20 protein-coding genes and 1 pseudogene are annotated in these 21,686 nt (G+C 63.1%); 18 read left to right on the forward strand and 3 right to left on the reverse strand.

Annotated features, from left to right (window positions below; translation table 11 throughout):
• Positions 1-107 precede the first annotated feature (107 nt).
• From OKW39_RS39380 to phaC, 7 genes are all read left to right on the forward strand, one after another.
• On the forward strand, positions 108-569 hold the full coding sequence (locus OKW39_RS39380; protein WP_090809439.1) for a hypothetical protein: 462 nt from the start codon (positions 108-110) through the stop codon (positions 567-569).
• A gap of 122 nt (positions 570-691) precedes the next feature.
• A complete protein-coding gene (locus tag OKW39_RS39385; RefSeq protein WP_090809441.1) occupies positions 692-1,696 on the forward strand; it encodes an AraC family transcriptional regulator in 1,005 nt (334 codons plus the stop codon).
• Between the two features lie 212 nt (positions 1,697-1,908).
• Complete coding sequence (locus tag OKW39_RS39390; RefSeq protein ID WP_429565109.1) at positions 1,909-3,711, forward strand: acyl-CoA dehydrogenase; 1,803 nt, start codon at positions 1,909-1,911, stop codon at positions 3,709-3,711.
• Between the two features lie 71 nt (positions 3,712-3,782).
• Positions 3,783-4,532 (forward strand): electron transfer flavoprotein subunit beta/FixA family protein, encoded by a 750-nt coding sequence (locus tag OKW39_RS39395; protein WP_429565110.1) that lies wholly within the window; start codon positions 3,783-3,785, stop codon positions 4,530-4,532.
• A 77-nt stretch (positions 4,533-4,609) separates the two neighbouring features.
• Positions 4,610-5,557: an electron transfer flavoprotein subunit alpha/FixB family protein gene (locus tag OKW39_RS39400; protein ID WP_429565111.1), complete on the forward strand. Its 948-nt coding sequence runs from the start codon at positions 4,610-4,612 to the stop codon at positions 5,555-5,557.
• 84 nt (positions 5,558-5,641) lie between these two features.
• Positions 5,642-6,112 (forward strand): MaoC family dehydratase, encoded by a 471-nt coding sequence (locus tag OKW39_RS39405; RefSeq protein WP_429334190.1) that lies wholly within the window; start codon positions 5,642-5,644, stop codon positions 6,110-6,112.
• A gap of 14 nt (positions 6,113-6,126) precedes the next feature.
• On the forward strand, positions 6,127-7,869 hold the full coding sequence (phaC, locus tag OKW39_RS39410; protein WP_429565112.1) for a class I poly(R)-hydroxyalkanoic acid synthase: 1,743 nt from the start codon (positions 6,127-6,129) through the stop codon (positions 7,867-7,869).
• 87 nt (positions 7,870-7,956) lie between these two features.
• Here phaC and OKW39_RS39415 read toward each other — a convergent pair whose 3' ends face one another.
• On the reverse strand, positions 7,957-8,958 hold the full coding sequence (locus OKW39_RS39415) for an AraC family transcriptional regulator (RefSeq protein ID WP_090809453.1): 1,002 nt from the start codon (positions 8,956-8,958) through the stop codon (positions 7,957-7,959).
• Positions 8,959-9,202: 244 nt separating this feature from the next.
• Between OKW39_RS39415 and OKW39_RS39420 the strand changes: the two genes are divergently transcribed.
• The 9 genes and pseudogenes from OKW39_RS39420 (at position 9,203) to OKW39_RS39460 (ending at position 18,027) form a co-directional block, all read left to right on the forward strand.
• Positions 9,203-10,258, forward strand: coding sequence for a 3-keto-5-aminohexanoate cleavage protein (locus tag OKW39_RS39420; RefSeq protein WP_090809455.1), 1,056 nt, complete (start codon positions 9,203-9,205; stop codon positions 10,256-10,258).
• Between the two features lie 154 nt (positions 10,259-10,412).
• Positions 10,413-11,735 (forward strand): MFS transporter, encoded by a 1,323-nt coding sequence (locus OKW39_RS39425; RefSeq protein ID WP_090809457.1) that lies wholly within the window; start codon positions 10,413-10,415, stop codon positions 11,733-11,735.
• Between the two features lie 107 nt (positions 11,736-11,842).
• Entirely contained in the window at positions 11,843-12,823 is a 981-nt protein-coding gene (locus OKW39_RS39430) for a quinone oxidoreductase family protein (RefSeq protein ID WP_429565113.1), read from the forward strand.
• A 10-nt stretch (positions 12,824-12,833) separates the two neighbouring features.
• Positions 12,834-13,682: a TauD/TfdA dioxygenase family protein gene (locus OKW39_RS39435; RefSeq protein ID WP_429565114.1), complete on the forward strand. Its 849-nt coding sequence runs from the start codon at positions 12,834-12,836 to the stop codon at positions 13,680-13,682.
• A gap of 18 nt (positions 13,683-13,700) precedes the next feature.
• A pseudogene (locus tag OKW39_RS39440) lies at positions 13,701-14,268 on the forward strand (RBBP9/YdeN family alpha/beta hydrolase).
• Positions 14,269-14,300: 32 nt separating this feature from the next.
• Positions 14,301-14,657 (forward strand): Rieske (2Fe-2S) protein, encoded by a 357-nt coding sequence (locus tag OKW39_RS39445; RefSeq protein ID WP_429565115.1) that lies wholly within the window; start codon positions 14,301-14,303, stop codon positions 14,655-14,657.
• 49 nt (positions 14,658-14,706) lie between these two features.
• Complete coding sequence (locus OKW39_RS39450) at positions 14,707-16,332, forward strand: 3-(methylthio)propionyl-CoA ligase (RefSeq protein ID WP_429290864.1); 1,626 nt, start codon at positions 14,707-14,709, stop codon at positions 16,330-16,332.
• Between the two features lie 141 nt (positions 16,333-16,473).
• Positions 16,474-17,619, forward strand: a complete 1,146-nt coding sequence (locus OKW39_RS39455; RefSeq protein WP_429565116.1) for a porin — start codon at positions 16,474-16,476, stop codon at positions 17,617-17,619.
• A 30-nt stretch (positions 17,620-17,649) separates the two neighbouring features.
• Positions 17,650-18,027, forward strand: coding sequence for a BON domain-containing protein (locus OKW39_RS39460; RefSeq protein ID WP_090809465.1), 378 nt, complete (start codon positions 17,650-17,652; stop codon positions 18,025-18,027).
• Between the two features lie 53 nt (positions 18,028-18,080).
• Here the strand turns inward: OKW39_RS39460 and OKW39_RS39465 are convergent, their stop codons facing one another.
• Both OKW39_RS39465 and OKW39_RS39470 read right to left on the reverse strand, forming a co-directional pair.
• Positions 18,081-18,524, reverse strand: a complete 444-nt coding sequence (locus OKW39_RS39465; RefSeq protein ID WP_429565117.1) for a VOC family protein — start codon at positions 18,522-18,524, stop codon at positions 18,081-18,083.
• Between the two features lie 137 nt (positions 18,525-18,661).
• The gene (locus OKW39_RS39470; RefSeq protein WP_429550962.1) at positions 18,662-19,747 is read right to left on the reverse strand and encodes an IS630 family transposase; all 1,086 of its coding nucleotides are present in this window, start codon (positions 19,745-19,747) and stop codon (positions 18,662-18,664) included.
• Positions 19,748-19,991: 244 nt separating this feature from the next.
• Between OKW39_RS39470 and OKW39_RS39475 the strand changes: the two genes are divergently transcribed.
• Together OKW39_RS39475 and OKW39_RS39480 are read left to right on the forward strand one after the other, a co-directional pair.
• Positions 19,992-20,783 carry a DUF899 domain-containing protein gene (locus OKW39_RS39475; protein WP_429334185.1) on the forward strand — a complete coding sequence of 264 codons (792 nt, stop codon included), beginning with the start codon at positions 19,992-19,994 and terminating at the stop codon, positions 20,781-20,783.
• 257 nt (positions 20,784-21,040) lie between these two features.
• Positions 21,041-21,466 carry a DUF1801 domain-containing protein gene (locus OKW39_RS39480; protein WP_429565118.1) on the forward strand — a complete coding sequence of 142 codons (426 nt, stop codon included), beginning with the start codon at positions 21,041-21,043 and terminating at the stop codon, positions 21,464-21,466.
• Positions 21,467-21,686: the final 220 nt, after the last annotated feature.

Genomic DNA, 21,686 nt, shown 5'->3' on the forward strand with positions numbered 1-21,686 from the left:
CGATGACGCCAACCGAAGTTACCAACCCAGCATGTGAGTCGTGAATACGCAATCGCTTTCCCCGCACCGCTATAATCGCGCTCGACCATGGCCTCCGAAGTCTACTCATGAAAAAGATCGCTGCCTTCGCACTCGTCGCATGCGCACTCGCCGCCTGCTCGTCCCCGGAAAAGCAGGCGCAGCGCGCCCAGCAGGAGATCCTTCATAGCGAGCCGAACCTTCGCGCCGCGCAACGCGACGCGGTGATCGACTGCACACCGGCGAATTGCGATGCCGCGTGGGCGGCGACGAAACGCTATATCGAGCAGCATTCCGACACGCGCGTGATCCGCGCGGACGCGGTCGCGATCGATACCGACGTGCCCGACGATTCGGGCAAAGCCGCTTTCTCAGCGACCCGCGCGAACAAGAGCACGGGCGGCGCGACGCTGTCGCTGTTCGCGCAGTGCCGCGGCATGTATGGGCCCGACAGCGCGAAGGGCGACGACTATGACGCGTGCGCCGAGAAGATCCTGAAGATTCAGAACGGCTACGTGCCATATCTGCGCTCGCACGCATCGGCGCAATAGGCGGCAAGCTACCGGAACCACCGGGCCCCGAACGCGGCACTCGCGTAGCGATTCGCCGAACCCTCGCCACGATGCGGCGGGAGGCGCTATGCTGATGCGTCTTCGCCTCGCGGAACCTTCTCATGCAAGCTCCTGGCGCAACCGTACCGATCTCGCTCGTCAACGGGTTCCTCGGCAGCGTCGGGACGCGGCCGGATATCGTCGACCGGCATCTGTCGGGCGCGAACATTCCGCGCGCGCTTCTGGACCAGCCTGGAGCGCGCGTCACCGAGGAACAGTTCTCCACGCTCTACCGCTCGCTCGCGATCGAACTCGACGATGAGATGCCCGGCGTTTTCTCGCGCCCGCTGCGCAGCGGCGCGCTCAAGTTTCTCTGCCTGAGCCTGCTGGATGCGCCGAATCTCGAATCCGCGATGCACCGGTTCGGCCAGTTCTTCCATCTCGTGCTGGACGACTTCCGCTTCGAGTCGCGCCGCGGCGACCTCGTCGCGAGCCTGGCGCTGCGTCCGGGAAGCACGGGAGCGCAACCCGGCATGCTGGGCCAGGAGCTGATGCTGAAGCTCGCGCATGGGATCGCGTCCTGGCTGATCGGTCAACGGATTGCGTTGTTGCAGGTGCAGTTCGCCTTTCCCCGTCCCGCTCACGCGCTCGAGTATCTTTATCTGTTTCCCGGACCGGCGAAGTTCGACTGCAATCAGACCTCGATGCAGTTCAGCAGTAGCTATTTCGACCTGCCCGTGCGTCAGCGCAAGGCGAACCTGCGCAGGTTTCTCGCTCGCGCGCCGGAAGACTGGATCTTCGTTTCGTTCAACGAGCAGCTGTTCAGTCATCGCGTGCGGGAACATCTCGCGTCCCGGCTGCCCGACGTCCCGTCCATCGAAGAGGCGGCGGAAGGCTTGCACTGCTCGGTCAGAACGCTGTGCCGTCATCTTGCCGCCGAGGGCACGGCGTTCCAGATGCTCAAGGACGAATTGCGCCGCGACATCGCGATCCAGCGCCTGACGGGCACGCGCGAGCCCATCGCCATCATCGCGGGCGACGTCGGCTTCGGCGACCCCACCGCATTCCACAGAGCGTTCCGTCACTGGACCGGCAGCACCCCGGCGGCCTATCGCCGGGGTGGCTGATCGCGTCATATCGATGCGTCGGCAACACCCGCCGACGCAGTTCCCACGGGGCGCTTACTCCCTCCGACGTGGCCAGAGATGTCAATAGATCGTCCGGTTTGGACAACCGGGCAGGGCCTGTCCGACGCTACGATTCAGCCATACGTTACCCCGGCCGCATCGGTGCCAGACGGGTGACTTTCCCTACGGACTATCTGATCGGAAGAATGGTAATGAGCTACGTCGCGCCTCTCAAAGAAATGTTGTTTGCACTCACGGAACTGGCCGGAATCGACCAACTGGCGGGCTTGCCCGGCTGCGAGGACGCAACCGCCGACACCGCTCGTGCGGTGCTCGAAGAGGCCGCGCGGCTGCACGAAGGCGTGCTCGCGCCGCTGAACGTCGACGGCGACCGCAGCCCGAGCACCTGGAAGGACGGCGTGGTGACCGCCGCGGCCGGTTTCAAGGACGCGTTTCGCCAGTTCAGCGAAGGCGGCTGGCAGGGTTTGCAACATCCGTCTGAATACGGCGGTCAGGATCTGCCCAAGCTGCTGTCGACGCCCTGCATCGAAATGCTCAACGCCGCCAACCTGTCGCTGGGGCTGTGCCCGCTCCTGACCGACGGCGCGATCGAAGCGCTGCTGACGGCGGGTAGCGAGGAGCTGAAGCAGCGCTACGTGCCGAAGATGATCGCAGGTGTTTGGACCGGCACGATGAATCTGACCGAGCCGCAAGCCGGCTCCGACCTCTCGCTCGTGCGCACCCGCGCCGAGCCGCAGGGCGACGGCTCGTACCGGATCTTCGGCACGAAGATTTTCATCACGTGGGGCGAGCACGACATGACGGAAAACATCGTGCATCTGGTGCTCGCACGCACGCCGGGCGCGCCTGAAGGCGTGAGAGGCATTTCGCTGTTCGTCGTGCCGAAGTTCCTCGTCAACGAAGACGGCTCGCTCGGCGAGCGCAACGACGTTCACTGCGTATCGATCGAACACAAGCTCGGCATCAAGGCGAGCCCGACCGCCGTGCTGCAGTTCGGCGATCACGGCGGCGCGATCGGGCAGCTCGTCGGCGAGGAGAACCGCGGTCTGGAGTACATGTTCATCATGATGAACGCCGCGCGCTTCGCCGTGGGGGTACAGGGCGTGGCGATCTCGGATCGCGCGTACCAGCAGGCCGTCGCGTATGCGAAGGAGCGCGTGCAGAGCCGTCCCGTGGATGGCTCCGCGAAGCAGTCGGTCGCCATCATCCAGCATCCCGACGTGCGGCGCATGCTCTCGACGATGCGCGCGCTGACCGAAGGCGCACGCGCTCTGGCCTATGTGTCGGCGTCGCATTGCGATCTCGCGCATCGTCATCCGGACGGCGCGACGCGCGCGAATCATCAGGCGATCTACGAATACCTGGTGCCGATCGTGAAGGGTTGGAGCACGGAGATGTCGCTGGAGGTGACGAGTCTCGGCGTGCAGGTGCACGGCGGCATGGGCTTCATCGAGGAAACCGGCGCCGCGCAGTACTACCGCGATGCGCGCATTCTACCGATCTACGAAGGCACGACGGCGATCCAGGCCAACGACCTCGTCGGCCGCAAGACCATGCGCGACAACGGCGAGGTGGCCGGGATGCTGCTCGCGCAGATCGACGCGACCCTGGCCGCGGTGCAGGCGCACCCCTCGTATGGTTCGAGCGCGGCGTTTCAGGCGATGCATCGTCATCTGTCCGCCGGCCGCGAGGCGTTGTACAGCGCGGTGCGCTACGTGGTCGAGAACGTCAAAAGCGATCCGAATGCGGTGTTCGCCGGCAGTGTGTCCTATCTGATGCTCGCGGGTATCGTGCTCGCGGGTTGGCAAGTCGCACGGTCGCTCGTGCTGGCGGCCGACAAGCGCGACGAAGATCCGTCCTTCCATGACGCGAAGATCGCGACCGCGCATAGCTACGCGACGCAGGTGCTGCCTCGTGCAATCGCGCTCGAAGCGGCGGTTCGCGGTGCTCGCGATGGCGAAGGCGCGCTGGCGCTGCGCGAAGACCAGTTCTGATCGATCAACGGACGTAATGTGTCATTCAAAGCGGTAGGGCTCGGCCCTATCGGTGTGGGAAGGAGAGTGTCGTGAGAGTTCTTGTAGCAGTCAAGCGAGTGGTCGACTACAACGTGAAGGTCCGCGTGAAATCGGACGGTACGGGCGTCGATATCGCGAACGTGAAAATGTCGATGAACCCGTTCGACGAAATCGCGGTTGAAGAAGCGGTGCGTCTGAAGGAAGCGGGCGTCGCGACCGAAGTGATCGCCGTGTCGGCCGGTGTTGCGCAGGCGCAGGAAACGCTGCGCACCGCGCTCGCGATCGGCGCGGATCGCGCGATCCTGATCGAATCTGGTGAAGACCTGCAGCCGCTCGCCGTCGCGAAGCTGCTCAAGGCGCTCGTCGACAAGGAGCAGCCGCAACTGGTGATCCTCGGCAAACAGGCCATCGACGACGACTCCAATCAGACCGGCCAGATGCTCGCCGCGCTCGCGAATCTGCCGCAGGCGACGTTCGCGTCGAAGCTTGTCGTGGCGGACGGCAAGGCGACGGTGTCGCGTGAAGTGGACGGCGGCGCGGAAACGCTGTCGCTGACGCTGCCCGCCGTGGTCACGACCGATCTGCGCCTGAACGAGCCGCGTTACCTAACGCTGCCGAACATCATGAAGGCGAAGAAAAAGCCGCTGGAAACGGTCAAGCCCGAAGACCTCGGCGTCGATGTCACGCCGCGTCTGAAGACGCTGAAAGTCGCCGAGCCGCCCAGGCGCTCCGCCGGTGTGAAGGTGCCGGACGTGAAGACGCTGGTCGAGAAGCTGAAGACCGAAGCGAAGGTGCTTTAAGTAGAACGGCAACTATGTTGCATGGGACTGGAGTAAGCGCTAAAGCGCTAACTCCAGTCGACACGGAGACAGAGCAAATGACGAACCTGGTAATTGCAGAACACGACAATGCGTCGATCAAGGCCGCGACGCTGAACACGATCGCAGCGGCACAGAAGATCGGCGGTGATATTCACGTGCTGGTCGCGGGGCATAACGCACAGGGCGCGGCCGATGCCGCCGCGAAGATCGCTGGTGTCAGCAAGGTGCTGCTCGCCGATGCGCCGCAACTGGCCGCAGGCCTCGCGGAAAACGTCGAAGCGACGGTCCTGACGCTCGTGCAAGATGCGGCGAAGCACTACACGCACATCCTCGCGCCGGCTACCGCCTACGGCAAGAATGTCGCGCCGCGTATCGCCGCGAAGCTCGACGTCGCGCAGATCAGCGACATCACGGCAGTGGATAGCGCCGACACGTTCGAGCGTCCGATTTACGCGGGCAACGCAATCGCGATCGTGCAATCGGCTGATCCGATCAAGGTCATTACCGTGCGCTCGACCGGTTTTGATGCCGTCGCAGCCGTTGGCGGCAGCGCAGCGGTCGAGAAGATCGAAGCGGCAGCCGACGCAGGCCTCGCGCAGTTCGTGAGCCGCGAAGTGACGAAGCTCGATCGTCCGGAACTGACGAGCGCGAAGATCATCGTGTCGGGTGGCCGGGGTCTGGGCAGCGGCGAAAACTACACGAAGGTGCTGGAACCGCTGGCCGACAAGCTCGGCGCGGCACTGGGCGCATCGCGTGCGGCGGTCGACGCGGGCTTCGTGCCGAACGACTATCAGGTCGGCCAGACCGGCAAGATCGTCGCGCCGCAACTGTACGTCGCAGTCGGCATCTCGGGTGCGATCCAGCATCTGGCCGGCATGAAGGACTCGAAGGTCATCATCGCGATCAACAAGGATGAAGAAGCGCCGATCTTCGGCGTCGCCGATTACGGCCTCGTTGGCGATCTGTTCACCCTCGTGCCGGAACTCGAGCAGGCGCTCGGCTAACCGCATCCAGCGGTTAGCGTCCGGCACAACGCGCAGTACGTGCCAGAAGAGAGGGCAAATGCGCGCCCAGCAAGCGGAATAATCATGAATGAGCTTAACGGATACGATTTCGAAGACCTGCGACCGGGCATGAGTGCCCGGTTCGCCAAGACCATCACGGAGGCGGACATTCTGCTTTTCGCGGGCGCGTCGGGAGACATCAACGCGGTTCACATCAACGAGGAGTTTGCGCAAACCACACCCTTCAAGGGGCGCATCGCTCACGGCATGTTGACCGCCAGCATCATCTCCGCGGCGATCGCGGGGCGGCTGCCCGGCCCGGGCACGATCTACCTCGGCCAGAACCTGCGCTTCAAGTCGCCGGTTCGACCCGGCGACACCGTGCAGGCCGAAGTGACCGTCAAGGAACTGATTCACGACAAGCGCCGCGTGGTGCTGTCCACCGTTTGCACGGTCGGCGGCAAGGTGGTGATCGAAGGCGACGCCGTGGTCATGCCGACAACCTGCCGCGACCGTGTCGTCGAGGACGCGGCTTGCGCCGTCAGCAAAGCATGATAGCGAGCCCCGCCATGAGAATGCCATTCAGCATGCCACACGAGTTTTCCACGGGCTGGGTCAATGCCGGCTTCGATTTATGGCGTTTTTCGCCGGTCAAGGATGAATACGCTACGACGGTGCCCGACACCGACGGCTCGGACTTCGATTTCAACGGGCCGTTTGCGCGAGGCTCCGTGACCCACACGAGCGCCCACTATCTGCAACAGCAGGCGCAACTGTGGAGCGACGCCGTCGCCGGATTGATCGGCGGGCGCACGGAGTTGAAGGCGGTCGCCGAGCCCGAGCAGGGAGACCGGCGCTTTCACGCCGACGACTGGTCCAGCAACGGCTGGTACAGCCTTCTTAAACAGAGCTATCTGATCAATGCCCGGGCACTCGCGGAGTTCGTCGAGGCGAGCGCGCTCGACGAAAAGGGCAAGCACAAGCTGCGCTTTTTCATGCGCCAGTTCATCGACTTCGCCAGCCCCGCGAATTTCGTCGCGACGAATCCCGAAGTCATCCGGGCGGCGGTGGAATCGGGCGGATCGAGCCTGCTCGCGGGCGTTACGCATCTGCTCGACGATCTGGGCAGCGGCTCGATTTCGATCACCGATCAAAGCGCGTTCGAAGTGGGCCGCAGCGTTGCCACGTCCAGTGGCGCGGTGGTCTATGAGAACGATCTGTTTCAGCTGATCCAGTACGAGCCGCTGACACCGAAGGTCGCCGCGCGGCCGCTCGTGATCGTTCCTCCGTGCATCAACAAGTTCTACATCCTGGATCTGCAGCCGGAGAATTCCTTCGTGCGCTTCGCCTGCGAGCAGGGCCTGACGGTGTTCGTCGTGTCCTGGCGCAACCCGCAGCAGGACATGGCGCAGACCACGTGGGACGCCTACCTCGAGGACGGCGTGATGCAGGCGATCAGCGTCGCGCGTGCGATTAGCCGGGCCGACCAGGTCAATGCATTGGGCTGGTGCGTGGGCGGCACGATGCTGTCGTCGGCGCTGGCGGTCATGCGTGCGAACGGCGACGACTCCGTGGCCAGCCTGACGCTGCTGACGGCGTTGCTCGACTTCACCGACCCGGGCGATCTCGGCGTGTTCATCGACGAGCAGGGCGTGGCGATGCGCGAGCATGCGATCGGTGGCGGTGGGCTCTATCCCGGACGCGAACTCGGCTTCGTATTCCAGTCGCTGCGTGCCAACGATCTGATCTGGCCGTATGTCGTGAACAATTACCTGAAAGGCAAAACCCCGGCCGCGTTCGATCTGCTGTACTGGAACGCGGACACGACCAATCTGCCCGGTCCGATGTACAGCTTCTATCTGCGCAACATGTACCTCGAAAACAGTCTGCGCGTGCCGAACAAACTGAAGTTCTGCGACACGCCGGTGGATCTCGGCAACATCGATATTCCGAGCTATCTGATGGCGGCCGAGGAAGATCACATCGTGCCGTGGCGGTCCGCCTATCAGTCGACGCAACTAGTGGGCGGGCAAACCGAGTTCGTGCTGGGGGCAAGCGGCCATATCGCGGGTGTGATCAATCCGGCCTCGAAGAACAAGCGCAGCTACCGAACCAACGATACCTGCGACGAGAACGCCGACGAGTGGCTCGCAACGTCGGTTCAGCAGCGCGGCAGCTGGTGGAATCACTGGATCGACTGGGTCAAGCAGCATTCCGGCGAGCAGGTCGAGGCACGCACGAAGCTCGGCAATAGGAAGTACAAGGCAATCGAGAGCGCACCGGGGCGCTATGTGAAGCTTCGCGCCGAGTGATCGGATGGCGATAGCGGGTGCGGCAAGAACGGGGGGTGATGCTCAGTGCATCACCCTCCGTTTTTTTGTCTTCACTGCCACCGGCCGTCACTTCGCATGGCTCGCGCGCCAGTCGCGCGGTGTCATGTGGAAGCGCGACACGAACCAGTTCGTGAACGATCCCTGTTGCGCGTAGCCGAGAAGCGCCGAGACCCGTCCGATCGGATAGGTGGGATTGCTCATGTAGCGCACGGCGAGTTCGCCGCGGACTTCCTCGACCTGATCCGAAAAGCTGGTGCCGGCCGAATTCAACTGCCGTTGCATGGTGCGCACGCTCAGATGCAAATAACGTGCAACCAGCTCCGCGTTCGCCTGCTCGAGCGGCAGCAGCAGGTAGATCGCCTTGCGCACTTCCAGCGCGGCCGATTCCGCGGCGCTCACGTTCAGCGGAGAGGCGAGGCTTTCCGCATAGCGCACGAGTTCAGGATCGGCCAGTGGATTCGGGTAGTCGAGATCGGCGCTTGCGCAGACGAACCCGTTGAAGTCGCTGCCGAACACCAGCGGACAGCCGAAGAAGCGTCGATGAAACGTCAGGTCTTTGGGCGCCGGATGCGTGAAGTGGACCTCGCGCGGTTTCCAGAACTTGCCGAGCAGAGCACCGGAGTGCCGCGCGAGGACGCCGAGCGCCAGTTCGATCGCCTGCCTTGTCGGGGTACCCCGTTCGACGACGAGTTCCTCCCGAATGGTGACCGTATTGTCCGCGTCCTCGACGTACACCGCCAGCGCTTCGTTGAGCAGATGACGGTATTCGGCCGCGGCCAGCAACACTTCGCGCAGCGTGCGTTTGTGCGCGAGCAGGACATTGATCACGCCGCTGCCGAAGGTCTGCCGCGTTTCCGCCATTTGCAGCGCGAGGGTCGGGCACGACGCCTTTTCGGCCGTCATTTCCAGCAGCCGGCAACAGGCGGTGGCCGATACGCGATCGTCCGGATTCGCGAGCGCGCCGGCGTCGATGCCGGCCTGCTTCGCGAGCTCGACCGGATTGAGTCCAAGCCGTCGCGTCACTTCGAAATAGCCGCTCATGGCTACCGACGTCACCATCGTTTCCATCGTAGTTTCTCCGGACGATTCACCATGCTGAGTATTTTTTCTAGTCATTAAACACTTGCTTCGCGCAATTATTGGTGTTAACGCGCAGTGGCACGAATCGCTAAAAGGATGGCGTCCAATCATAAAAGTGTAGCGCGCGATTGCCGTATTGTGGGCACATGTCGTTCGATGTGTTCCAGCAAGTTTTCATGCGACCTCGCGATAGCGGAACACCGTCACTTCAAAACTGGATGGAGGCAAACAAATGCAATTTCTCGACGATTCGTTGCACCCTGAGAATCAGGACAAGGTAGTCATCACCACCGCCCCTTACGGCCCGGAATGGATGCCGGAGGACTTCCCGGAAGACATTCCCGTGACGATGGACGAGCAGATCCAGAAGGCCGTCGACTGCTACAACGCCGGCGCCACGGTATTGCACCTGCACGTGCGCGAACTGGACGGCAAGGGCTCGAAGCGCCTGTCGAAGTTCAACGAACTGATCGCGGGTGTGCGCGCGGCAGTGCCCGACATGATCATTCAGGTCGGTGGCTCGATCTCGTTTGCACCGGAAGACGACGGACAAGCCGCGAAGTGGCTGTCCGACGACACGCGTCATATGCTGGCCGATCTCGATCCGAAGCCCGATCAGGTGACGGTTGCGATCAACACCACGCAAATGAACATCATGGAGCTGCTCTATCCGGAGTATCTGGCAGGCACCTCGCTTTCCAACCCCGGGTTCATGGCCGCCTATAGTGAAATGACGGTGCCGGCTGGCCCCGCCTGGGTCGAGGAACACCTGCGCCGCCTGCAGGCTTCGGGCATCCAGCCGCACTTCCAGCTCACCGGCATTCACGCGCTCGAAACGCTCGAGCGCCTCGTGCGCAAGGGCGTCTACAAGGGCCCGCTGAACCTGACGTGGATCGGCATCGGTGGCGGCTTCGACGGCCCCAATCCATTCAACTTCTTCAACTTCGTGCATCGCGCGCCGGATGGCTGCACGCTCACCGCCGAGTCGCTGCTGAAGAACGTGCTGCCGTTCAACATGATGGCGATGTCGATGGGCCTGCATCCGCGCTGCGGCATCGAGGACACGATCATCGATCAGCACGGCAAGCGCTTCACGTCGGTGCAGCAGATCGAGCAGTGCGTGCGCGTCGCGCGCGAACTGGGACGCGAAATTGCCACTGGCAAGGAAGCGCGCGAGATCTATCGTATTGGTGTGCAGTACGAGACGGTCGAAGAGACGCTGGTCGCCAACGGCATGGCGCCGAACCGCCAGGCCGGTGTCAGGAACCTGCCGCTTCGCGCGGCGTGATCACCAGGAGCCCGGGCCGGCGCATTGGCCGAGGCCGGGCTTCATGGCTAACGCTTCCGGTGCATAGCGGGGAGCAGATAGCTGAATCCATAACAGTCGTCGGCCCATGCGGGCAAGGCGGCCGCCAGGGAGTCAGCGTGGAAGGAGACAAAATATGCTCGTTCAGCATGCAGCGCCCACGACGGGCGAAGTTTCGGCAGCTCAGACGGACGTGCGCGCTTATGCGTGGGTGGTGTTTGCGTTGACGGTCGGATTGCTGCTTTCCGACTATATGTCGCGGCAAGTGTTGAATGCCGTGTTTCCGCCGCTCAAGGCGGCATGGCATCTGTCCGACGCGCAGCTGGGTTCGCTCAGCAGCGTGGTCGCGCTGATGGTCGGTGTGCTCACGTTCCCGCTGTCGGTTCTGGCCGACCGCTGGGGCCGCGTGAAGAGCATCGTGCTGATGGCGGCGATGTGGAGTCTCGCGACGGTGGGCTGCGCGATCTCGGCGAACTATGGGCAGTTGCTGCTGGCGCGTGCCTTTGTCGGAATCGGCGAAGCGGCCTATGGCAGTGTCGGTATCGCAGTTGTTCTGAGCATCTTTCCGGTCCGGCTGCGCTCCACGCTGACCGGCACCTTCATGGCGGGCGGCGCGTTCGGCTCGGTGCTGGGCATGGCGCTCGGCGGCGCGGTGGCGGCTCACCTCGGCTGGCGTTCGGCATTCGGCGCCATGGCGGCGATGGGGGTCGTGCTGGTCGTGATCTACCGCCTCGTCGTCACCGAAAAGCGTCTTGTGCCGCTGCAGCCGGCGAGCGTGACGAGGCAGGCGCAATCGCGCGGCATGTGCATGAGCCTGCGCGCGCTGATGAAGGGGTTGTTTTCGACGAAGTCCGTGGTGTGCGCCTATGTGGGCAGCGGCCTCCATCTGCTGGTTCCCGCCGCTGTGTGGGCATGGATGCCGAGCTTCCTGAATCGCTATTACGGCATGGCCACCGGCAAGGCTGCGATGTGCGCGGCGGTGTTCGTGCTGGTGACCGGGGTGGGCATGGTGGTGTGCGGAAACCTCGCCGACCGGCTCAGCAAGAACATGCGGGAACGCAAGTGGAGCGCCGCGATCGCCTTCTGCCTCGCCTGTTTCGTCCTGCTCGCGATTGGCTTGCGGATGCCCGCGGGGCCGTGGCAGCTGGTCGTGATCGGCGCCGGCATGTTCTTCTGCGCCGGTGCGAGCGGCCCGTCGGGTGCGATGGTGGCGAACCTCACGCCGCCGACGATTCACGCCTCGGCGTTTGCGACCCTGACGCTCGCGAACAACCTGCTGGGCCTCGCGCCGGCGGCTGTTCTCACGGGAATCATCGCCGATCGGATCGGACTGCTGGGCGCGTTGCAACTGGTGCCGTTCGCACCGCTCGTCGCGGCCGCCGCATTCATGATCGGCAAACGGAACTACTCGGGCGATCTGGATCGGCTGAACACGCTGCGCGAGCAGGCCGCACGCTGACATCGCATGGCGCCGCGCGGACGGCGCGGAGCACGGAACCTGTAACTGCGCCGCTGGCGCAACGAATTCTGCAAAGTGCAGATCAAGTAAAGAATTGGAGAGTCAACATGGCAAAGGCAGTTCGCTTTTATGAAACCGGTGGTCCCGACGTGCTGCGCTACGAGGACGTCGAAGTGGGCAACCCCGGTCCCGGTCAGGTTCGCCTGCGCCATCAGGCGGTGGGCCTCAATTTCGCCGACACCTACTTTCGCAGCGGCCTGTATCCGGTCCCGCTGCCCGCGGGGATGGGCGTGGAGGCCGCGGGCGTGGTCGAGGCCGTTGGCCCGGACGTCACGAACGTCGCGGTGGGCGATCGTGTGACTTACACGGGCTTCCTCAACACGCTCGGCGCGTACAGCACCGAACGCCTGATTCCGGCCGCGCCGCTGATCCGGCTGCCCGATGCGATCGACTGCGAAACGGCTGCCGGCATGACCATGCGCGGGTTGACCTGCGCGTATCTGATGCGCCGCATTCACGACTTCAAGGCGGGCGACACGATCCTTCTGCATGCCGCCGCCGGCGGTGTCGGCCTGATCGTTTCGCAATGGGCGAAGCTGCTGGGTCTGACCGTGATCGGCACGGTTTCGAACGAGGCCAAGGGCGAGGTGGCCCGCGCGCACGGCTGCGATCACATCATCAACTACAGCCACGAAGACGTCGCCAGGCGCGTGCGCGAACTGACCGATGGCGTCGGCGTGAACGTCGTGTTCGACAGCGTCGGCAAAGACACCTTCGAGGCTTCGCTCGATTCGCTGAAGCGCCGCGGTCTATTGGTTTGCGTCGGCACGGCCTCCGGCCCGATCCCGCCGTTCAATCCGCAACTGCTGGCTATGAAAGGCTCGCTCTATCTGACCCGCCCGGCGCTGGCTGACTACATCGCCGACCCGGCCGAGAAGGACGAGCTTGCCGGCGAAATCTTCGGGCTCATCGCCTCGGGACGCATCAAGATCGAGCTGAATCAGCGCTATGCGCTCGAAGATGCGGCGCAAGCCCATCGTGATCTGGAGTCGCGCAAGACGACGGGTTCGTCGATCTTCGTCATCTAAGGAGCTAGCCATGCGAGTCGAACAACTGACGTGCTCGATCGGCGCCGAACTGATAGGGGTGAATCTCGCCCACGCTATCTACGACGATGGCCTGTTTGCCCAAATCCGCTCGGCGCTGCTGAAGCACCGGGTGCTGTTCCTGCGCGACCAGGACATCACGCGTGCCGAACACGTGGCGTTCGCGCGCCGCTTCGGCGAACTGGAAGACCATCCGGTCGCGGGCAGCGATCCGGAAAATCCGGGCCTCGTGCGTATCTACAAGACCCCGGATCAGCCCAACGACCGTTACGAAAACGCGTGGCATGCCGACGCCACCTGGCGCGAAGCGCCGCAGTTCGGTGCCGTGCTGCGCTGCGTCGAGTGTCCGCCCGTCGGCGGCGACACGATGTGGGCGAACATGGTCCTCGCCTACGAGAAGCTGCCGGCGTACGTGAAGGCTCAGATCGCGGACCTGCGCGCGCGCCACAGCATCGAGGCGAGCTTCGGTGCCGCGATGCCGATCGAAAAGCGTCTCGCGCTGAAGGCGCAATTTCCGGACGCGGAGCATCCGGTCGTGCGCACGCATCCGGAAACGGAGGAGAAGGTGCTGTTCGTGAGCGCTTTCACGAGCCATTTCACGAACTTTCATACGCCGGAGCGAGTGCGCTTCGGGCAGGACGCGAATCCGGGCGCGGGCGATCTGCTGCGCTATCTGATCAGCCAGGCGTACATCCCCGAGTACCAGGTGCGCTGGCGCTGGCAGAAGAACAGCATCGCGATCTGGGACAACCGCAGCACGCAGCACTATGCGGTGATGGACTACCCGCCGTGCCACCGCAAGATGGAGCGCGCCGGCATCGTCGGCGACAAGCCGTACTGAACTAGCAGGTAGCTTCCCATGAATTACGAATTGAAACCGACCATTCTGATGGTTCCGGGTCTGCGTGACCACGTCGCGGAGCATTGGCAAACCCTGCTGCAGCAACGGCTGCCGAAAGCGCTGTCGGTGCCGCCGCTCGAGCACGACAAGCTCAGTTGCGCGGCACGCGTCGCGGCGCTCGATGCCACGCTCGCGCGGATCGACGGCCCGGTCATTCTGGTCGCGCATAGCGCTGGCGTGATGAGCACCGTGCAATGGGCGGGCGCAGCACAAGCGCGAGATTCACGCTGCGCTGCTCGCGGCGCCCGCGGACCTCGAGACGCCGATGCCGGCGGGCTATCCGGAGCTGGACACGCTCGAGCAGAACGGCTGGCTGCCGATTCCGCGCAAGCCGCTGCCGTTTCCGAGCATCGTCGGCGCTAGCCGCAACGATCCGCTCGGGCGGTTCGAGCGGGTGCAGGAGATGGCGCAGGACTGGGGCAGCCGCCTCGTCGATCTCGGCGAAGTGGGGCACCTCAACCCTGCTTCGGGCTTTGGCGAATGGCCGATGGCGGAGACGTTGATTCGCCGCCTGGTACTGATGTGACGCGGCCCGCGTCGGATCAGAAGGAGTCTGGGATGTCGCGTCGGATCGTGGTGGGTGTTGCCGGCGAGCTCGCGCCGGGCCAGCGCAAGCTGGCCTTCATCGATGGCCGCAGCATCGTGCTGTTCAACATCGAAGGCTCGCTTCACGCCATCGACAACTCATGTCCGCACAACGGGGCCGCGCTGTCGAGCGGCCAACTGGAAGGCTGCATGTTGCGCTGTCCGGCGCACGGTCTGCGCTTCGACGTGCGCACGGGCTGCATGGCGGGAACAGGCGGATTGAGCGTGACGACCTTCCCGGTCGACATAGTGGATTCAAAGGTGGTGGTGAGTCTCGACGCGCCGAACCCGACGCCCTCGCAAGCGCGAGCCGGCAGCGCGGCAACGTAAGGCCGGTAGGCCGGGCCCGAGACGCCACAACCAATCAGGAGACGGAAAGATGCAAGGCTTGATGATGCAGCAGTCGCTGCTGGTTTCCGCGCTGCTCACGCACGCGGAGCGCCATCACGGCGAACAGGAAATCGTGTCGCGACGCGTGGAAGGAGACATCCATCGTTATTCGTATCGGCACCTCGCGCAGCGCGCGCGCCGTATGGCCAATGCGCTGTCGACGCTCGGCGTCGGCCAGGGCGAGCGCGTCGCGACGCTCGCGTGGAACGGCTATCGCCACATGGAGCTCTATTTCGCGGTGTCGGGCTCCGGGTCCGTGCTGCATACGCTGAACCCACGACTGCACGTCGACCAGCTCGCGTACATCATCGAGCATGCGGAAGATCGTGTCGTGTTCTTCGACCTGACCTTTCTGCCGTTGATCGAGAGCGTCGCGCCCCGGGTGAAGAGCCCGAAAGTATTCGTGGCGATGACCGATCGCGCGCACATGCCGCAAGCGAACGACCTGACCGGCATGCTGATGTGCTACGAGGATCTGCTCGAGCTGCACGACGACGTTTTCGAATGGCCGCTGCTCGATGAAAACAGCGCGTCGTCGCTGTGCTACACGTCGGGCACCACCGGCAATCCGAAGGGCGTGCTGTATAGCCATCGTTCGACCGTGCTGCACACCTACGCGGCGGCGCTGCCCGATTCGCTGAACTGTTCCGCGCGCGACGTGATCCTGCCGGTCGTGCCGATGTTCCATGTGAACGCGTGGGGACTGCCCTATATCGCCTGCATGGTCGGCGCGAAGCTGGTGTTTCCGGGGCCGGCGCTCGACGGCAAGTCGCTCTATGAACTGATCGAAACGGAACACGTGACGCTGTCGGCCGGCGTGCCGACGGTGTGGCAGGGACTGCTCACGCATGTCGATGCGATGGGCGGGACCTTCTCGTCGATGCGACGCACGGTGATCGGCGGGGCGCCGTGTCCGACCGCGATGACCGAGGCGTTCCAGAAGCGCCACCGGGTGGAGGTACTGCACGCGTGGGGCATGACCGAATTGAGCCCGATCGGCACGGTCTGCAGCTTCAAGGCGCATCAGCAGTCGCTGCCGATGGAAGATCAGTATAAGGTTCAGGCGAAGCAGGGACGCGCGCTGTTCGGCATCGACATGCGGATCGTCGACTCCCACGGTAATGAATTGCCGTGGGGCGGCGAGAGCGCTGGCGATCTGCAGGTGCGCGGTCACTGGGTCACGCAGCAGTACTTCGGCGCCGACGTCGAGTCGCCATTGTGCGACGGCTGGTTTCCGACCGGCGACATCGCGACGATCGACCGGCACGGCTTCATGCAGATCACCGATCGCAGCAAGGACGTGATCAAGTCGGGCGGCGAATGGATCAGTTCGGCGGCGATCGAAAACGTCGCTTATCTGCATCCGGAAGTCTCGACGGCAGTGTGTATCGCCGCACGGCATCCTAAGTGGGACGAACGGCCGCTGCTGCTGGTCGTGAAAAAGCCGGGCAGCGAGCTGGCCAGCGACGAACTGCTGTCCTTCTTCAACGGCCGGGTCGCGCGCTGGTGGACTCCCGATGCAGTGGTGTTCGTCGACACGGTGCCTATCGGCGCAACAGGCAAGGTCCTGAAGAACCAGTTACGCGATCAGTTCGGCAACTACTACCTGCCCTGACGCACGGCTTTCGCAGCAACGCAGTTCGATTCACGCAACAACAATGCGACCGGGTACGCCCGGCGCACACAAAACCACCAACCATTTGAAGCGACCGCAGCATCGGCTTTTGCGCCACCGCCGGTACGCGAAGGAGACACAATGAAGTTGAAGTCAAGCAGCGCTGTCGTGTTGGCCGTTTTCGCCACCGCGGCTCATGCGCAGTCGTCAGTGACGCTTTATGGCGTAGTCGATACGGGGCTGCTGTATCAGAGCACATCGGCCGCTACGTTTCTGCCGCACGCGCCGAACACGGGCAAAATTTATCAGCTGAAGGACGGCGGTATCTATTCGAGCTTCTGGGGTATGAAGGGAAGCGAAGACATCGGCGGCGGCTACAAGATCAACTTCAAGCTGCAGGGCGCGTTCAACACCACGAACGGCAAGTTCGGTCTGTCCGACACGCCGGGCACCACGGCGATCTTCAACCAGTTCGCGACGGTCGGCGCATCGGGGCCGTTCGGTACCTTCGACGCCGGCCGGCAGATCATTCCGATGATCTACGCGATGGCGGAAACCGACGTCCGCGGCGCGCAGTATTTCGGCAGTGTTCTGACCGCGTGGCTGGGCATCAATCAGGCGGCCGGCTGGCCTGGCACGAGCACGAACGCGCCGATCGGCGCGCTGTACGACAGCAACGCGCTCGTCTACAACTCGCCGAAATTCCATGGCGCGTCGCTCGCGCTCGAGTACGCGCCGGGCGGCGTCGCCGGTCAGTTCCAGGGCGGTACGCGCGAGTCGGCCGTGCTCAAGTATTCGAACTACGGTCTGAATCTGTCCGCGTTGTATTACAACGGCCACGATACCAACCCGTACCCGATCACCTACCCGGCGGCGCCCGCTATCCCCGCGACCGGGCTTGCGAACAACCGTTTCTACTATTTCGGTGCGTTGTACACGATCGCCGGATTTTCGGTGTCGGCCTCGTACGGCGCCGGCAAGAATCCGGCCCATACCAACACCGCGGACTTCGAAATGATCTCGGGGGGCCTCGGCTACCAGTTCAATCCGCGTTTCAAGATCACGTCCGGGTACTACTACCTGAAAGACAAGAACAACTCGGCGAACCATTCGGGCGAGTTCGCCGTGGGCGCGGAATACAACCTGTCGCAGCGCACCAAGGCTTACGCGCAGGTGGGTTATGTCAACAACAGGGGGACCATGAACCAGACCATCGTCTATGGCGCCCCGGTTGCACCTGGCATGTCCACCACGGCGGCCATGGTCGGCATCCGCCATAACTTCTGATTACGTCGCCTATAACAACTGGAGTATTCGATGAAAAGCATTCAGGCACGCGCGTTGGCGATTGCCATATTGATTCTGGCCGCGTCGAGCAACGCATGGTCGCAGTCGGGCCAGACGGCTAGTGCAGCTTCGGGCGCACCTGCGATGTCAGCTAGCGCAGCCGCTCCCGTCAGCTCGAGGCAAGCCAATCGCGCGCTGCGTCGGCAGGTGTATGCCGCGATCGGCAAGCACAAGGAGATCAGCGCCGGCAATATAAGCGTCATCGCAAAAGGCGGCGCGGTGACGCTGAACGGCACGGTCACCGACGTTTCCCAGATCAATCAGGTCGCGGAGATCGCGAAGGGTGTTCCGGGGGTGACTTCGGTGACCAACAAGCTCACGGTGGAAAAGCCGTTCGGCGGGATGTAAAAAGAGCTCACGCATCGGGGGATTAAGCGCGAGGAGCCCAATATAACAATCCACTAGCTGTCGAACAGCGCCGTGTAACGGCGCTGCATCTCTTCAGGCGTGAGCGCTTCGATCTGCGCGCCGAGCATCCATTCGTGGCCGAATGGATCGCGCACGGTCGCCGAGCGCTCGCCATAAAAATGATCGGTTAGCGGGCGGACCACGGTTGCGCCCGCTGCAACCGCTCGTGCGAACAGCTCGTCGACGTCGTCGCAGTGGATATGCAGCAGCACACTCGGCCGGCTGTCGCCGGTCGGTCCGAGCATGTCGTGCTCGGGATATTCATCGGACAGCATCACGGTCGCGGGACCGATCTTCACTTCGGCATGACCGATGCGGCCGCCTGGCTCGGTCAGGCGAAACTGCTCGACGCCGCCGAATGCCTGCGCGTAGAACTCGATAGCCCGTGCGGAGTTGCGCACGCGCAGATAGGGGTAGAGCTCGTGGATCGCGTTCATCGTCACCTCCTGGTGGTGGGCGAATATGGGTTGGCGGACACAATAGTCTGCCCCGATCCGCTAAGCGGTCGCTTGGCTACCCACGGGATTCCATCGCCTTTTGACCAACGATGAATCGAGGTCGCTAGTGGTCTGCGTCAAACGGATTGCATCTTATTCAGCTTGGTGCGGGCACGCGTGACTTTCGCCAGAATGTCGGAAGCTTTAGCGGTCCAGATGAAGGGTTTTGGATCACCATTGTGCTTTTCAATGTACTGCTCGATCGTGCTGACCAACTCGGGTACCGAGCGAAAGGCTGACCGCCGTAGCTGGTTCTCGGACAGATCACGAAAGAAGCGTTCGACCATATTGAGCCAGGAAGCGCTGGTGGGCGTGAAATGCATGTGAAATCGTGGGTGCTTGGCCAGCCACGCCTTCACCTCGGGATGCTTATGAGTGGCGTAGTTGTCGGCAATCAAATGTAGTTCCCTACCCTTGGGGGTGCTGCGATCGATCTTGCGCAGGAAGCCCAGCCATTCTTGATGACGATGCTTCGTCTGGCACTGACCAATGATGCTGCCATCGAGCGTGTTCATCGCGGCGAACAACGTCGTCACACCATTGCGCTTGTAATCGTGCGTCATCGTCTGACCTCGACCTCGCTTCATCGGCAAGCCAGGCTGGGTCCGGTCCAGAGCCTGGATCTGGGACTTCTCGTCACAACTGAACACCAGTGCGTGCTCAGGTGGATCGAGATAAAGGCCGACGATGTCCTCCAGCTTCTCGGCAAAGTGCTTGTCGTTCGAGACTTTGAAGGTTTCTATCCGATGCGGCTTGAGTCCATGCGCCTGCCAGATGCGCCTCACGCTCGCCTCGCTGACGCCGGCCACTGCCGCCATGCTGCGCGTACTCCAATGCGTCGCGTTATCGGGACGCTGCTGCGTGGTCATCGCCACGATGGCCTTGACCTTGCGCGCAGAGATCTTCGGCTTGCGCCCGGGTCGCGTCTCGTCCCGCTCGATCCCCGCCACACCGTCCGCGATGAAGCGCGCTCGCCAGCGCGCCACCGTGCCTCGCCAGATACCCAACTGCACACCGATCTCTTTGTCTGTGTGGCCCAGTGCCGCGAGCAATATCATCTTGGCACGCTCGGCCAGTCGTACCGGAACCCTCCGCCCAGCCGCCCACGTTTCCAATTGTTTGCGCTGGCCTTCGCTCAGCTCAACTTTTGCCGCGATTCTCATGGGTTCTCCCTCATCACCTGGAAGGAGACTCGCAAATCGCGATTAAGTTGCATTATTTACGACGCACTACACTAGCGCTGCTCCTTCTGAATCAAGCCGCACCTGAATCGCGTCACATTTGTCACTCCCATCATTCGATGTCCGGCGGCCTAAACTACCCCATCATCAGTAGCGAGCGATGCCCGGTGAGCGAATCGCCTTCCGACCCGAACGCACAGGACATCGCTCTAACCCGGAGGTTACGATGACGACGATCAAGTCACCTGAGAAGCGTGGGAAAGATGGACAGCTTGCCATGAAGACACCACCGATTGTGTCGCGGCAAGAGTGGGAGGCCGCGCGCGAGCAGCTGCTCGTCAAGGAGAAAGCCTTGACACGTGCCCGCGATGCGCTGGCCGCCGAGCGACGGCGGATGCCATGGTTTGCCGTGGAAAAAACGTATGCGTTCGACGGCCCGGAGGGCAGGGTAAGCCTGCTCGACCTGTTCAACGGCCGCCGCCAGTTGGTCGTCTATCGCGCCTTTTTCGAGCCCGGCGTGCACGGGTGGCCGGAGCATGCGTGCATTGGCTGTTCCCTGGGGGCCGATCAGGTCTCCCACCTTGCCCATTTGCACGCTCGCGACACTACGCTTGTGTACGCGTCCCGCGCGCCGCAAGCCGATATCGCGCGGCTGAAGACCCGGATGGGCTGGGAGATGATCCCCTGGTACACCATCACCGATAGTTTCGACGCCGACTTCGGCGTGGACGAATGGCACGGCCACAACGCGTTCATCCGGGACGGCGAGCGGGTGTTCCGAACGTACTTCATTAACGGCCGTGGGGACGAGGCGATGGGCACGATCTGGAGCTACCTTGACATGACGGCGCTCGGGCGGCAGGAGACGTGGGAGGATTCGCCGGAGGGCTACCCGCAGAGCCGACCGTACAAGTGGTGGAACTGGAACGACACTTACGTCCCCGGCGCGGCTCCCGATCCGAAGTGGGTCGAGGTGTCAGATGCCGGAGAGGCTGCGTTTCGGAAACGCGACGACTAGCGCCTGACGAATCATCGATCCCTGTCGTTTCTCCGTCCGATGCTGCAGCCTGCGGGCAAACTGTGAAGCGATGCCCGGATGCGGATAAGCAGTATCGCGGTACGTTCGATGTTTGAAATCGCGTCGTCGTATTGAGCGCGCTCGTGGAACGGCGGTGCGCCAGCCACGAATCCAGGCGGAGATTACAATGACAGAGTCGTTACGGCATCCTATCGGTTCAACCGCTTCGTTTCCCCGCTTACGAGGGCCGCACTCCAATGAACGCATCCGAACGTATCGGCGAACTGATCGCGGGACTCACCGACTGGCGCGGCGCGACCTTCGCTCGCATCCGCCAGTGCATGCTCGCAGCGGATCGGGACATCGTCGAGGAATTCAAGTGGATGGGTAGTCCGGTCTGGTCGCGCGACGGCATGATCGCGGTCGCCAACGCGCACAAGGGCAAGGTCAAACTGACCTTCGCGCATGGCGCGGGTCTGGCCGACCCGGACGGCTTGTTCAACGCAGGCCTCGAAGGCAACGCGCGGCGCGCCATCGACTTCTTCGAGAGCGACGGGGTCGACGAGCGCGCACTGAAAGCGCTGGTGCGCGCCGCAATCGACTATAACCAGAATCATCTGAAGCAGAACGTGCGCGGCGCACTACCGAAAGCCGGCCGTAAGCGGGCGTCCGGCGACGCCTGAGGCCGGCACAGTCTGATCGCCAGCCGCGCCGCACCGCGAACCCTGTGGTGGATACCAGAATTGATATCGATATCACCCAAAATATAATTGGAAAGATATCAACTCGCTCCGTACACTTCACCATCCCTGGACACTGAGCGGCAACCTTGCGCCGTAGCGTCGGGCGGGCCGCTTCAGTCAAATTGGCCGGTGAGGGGTCCCGGCACATGCATCAAGGACC

It is taken from the genome of Paraburkholderia sp. MM6662-R1 (assembly GCF_050436245.1).
In the GTDB taxonomy this organism is placed as follows: domain Bacteria; phylum Pseudomonadota; class Gammaproteobacteria; order Burkholderiales; family Burkholderiaceae; genus Paraburkholderia; species Paraburkholderia tuberum.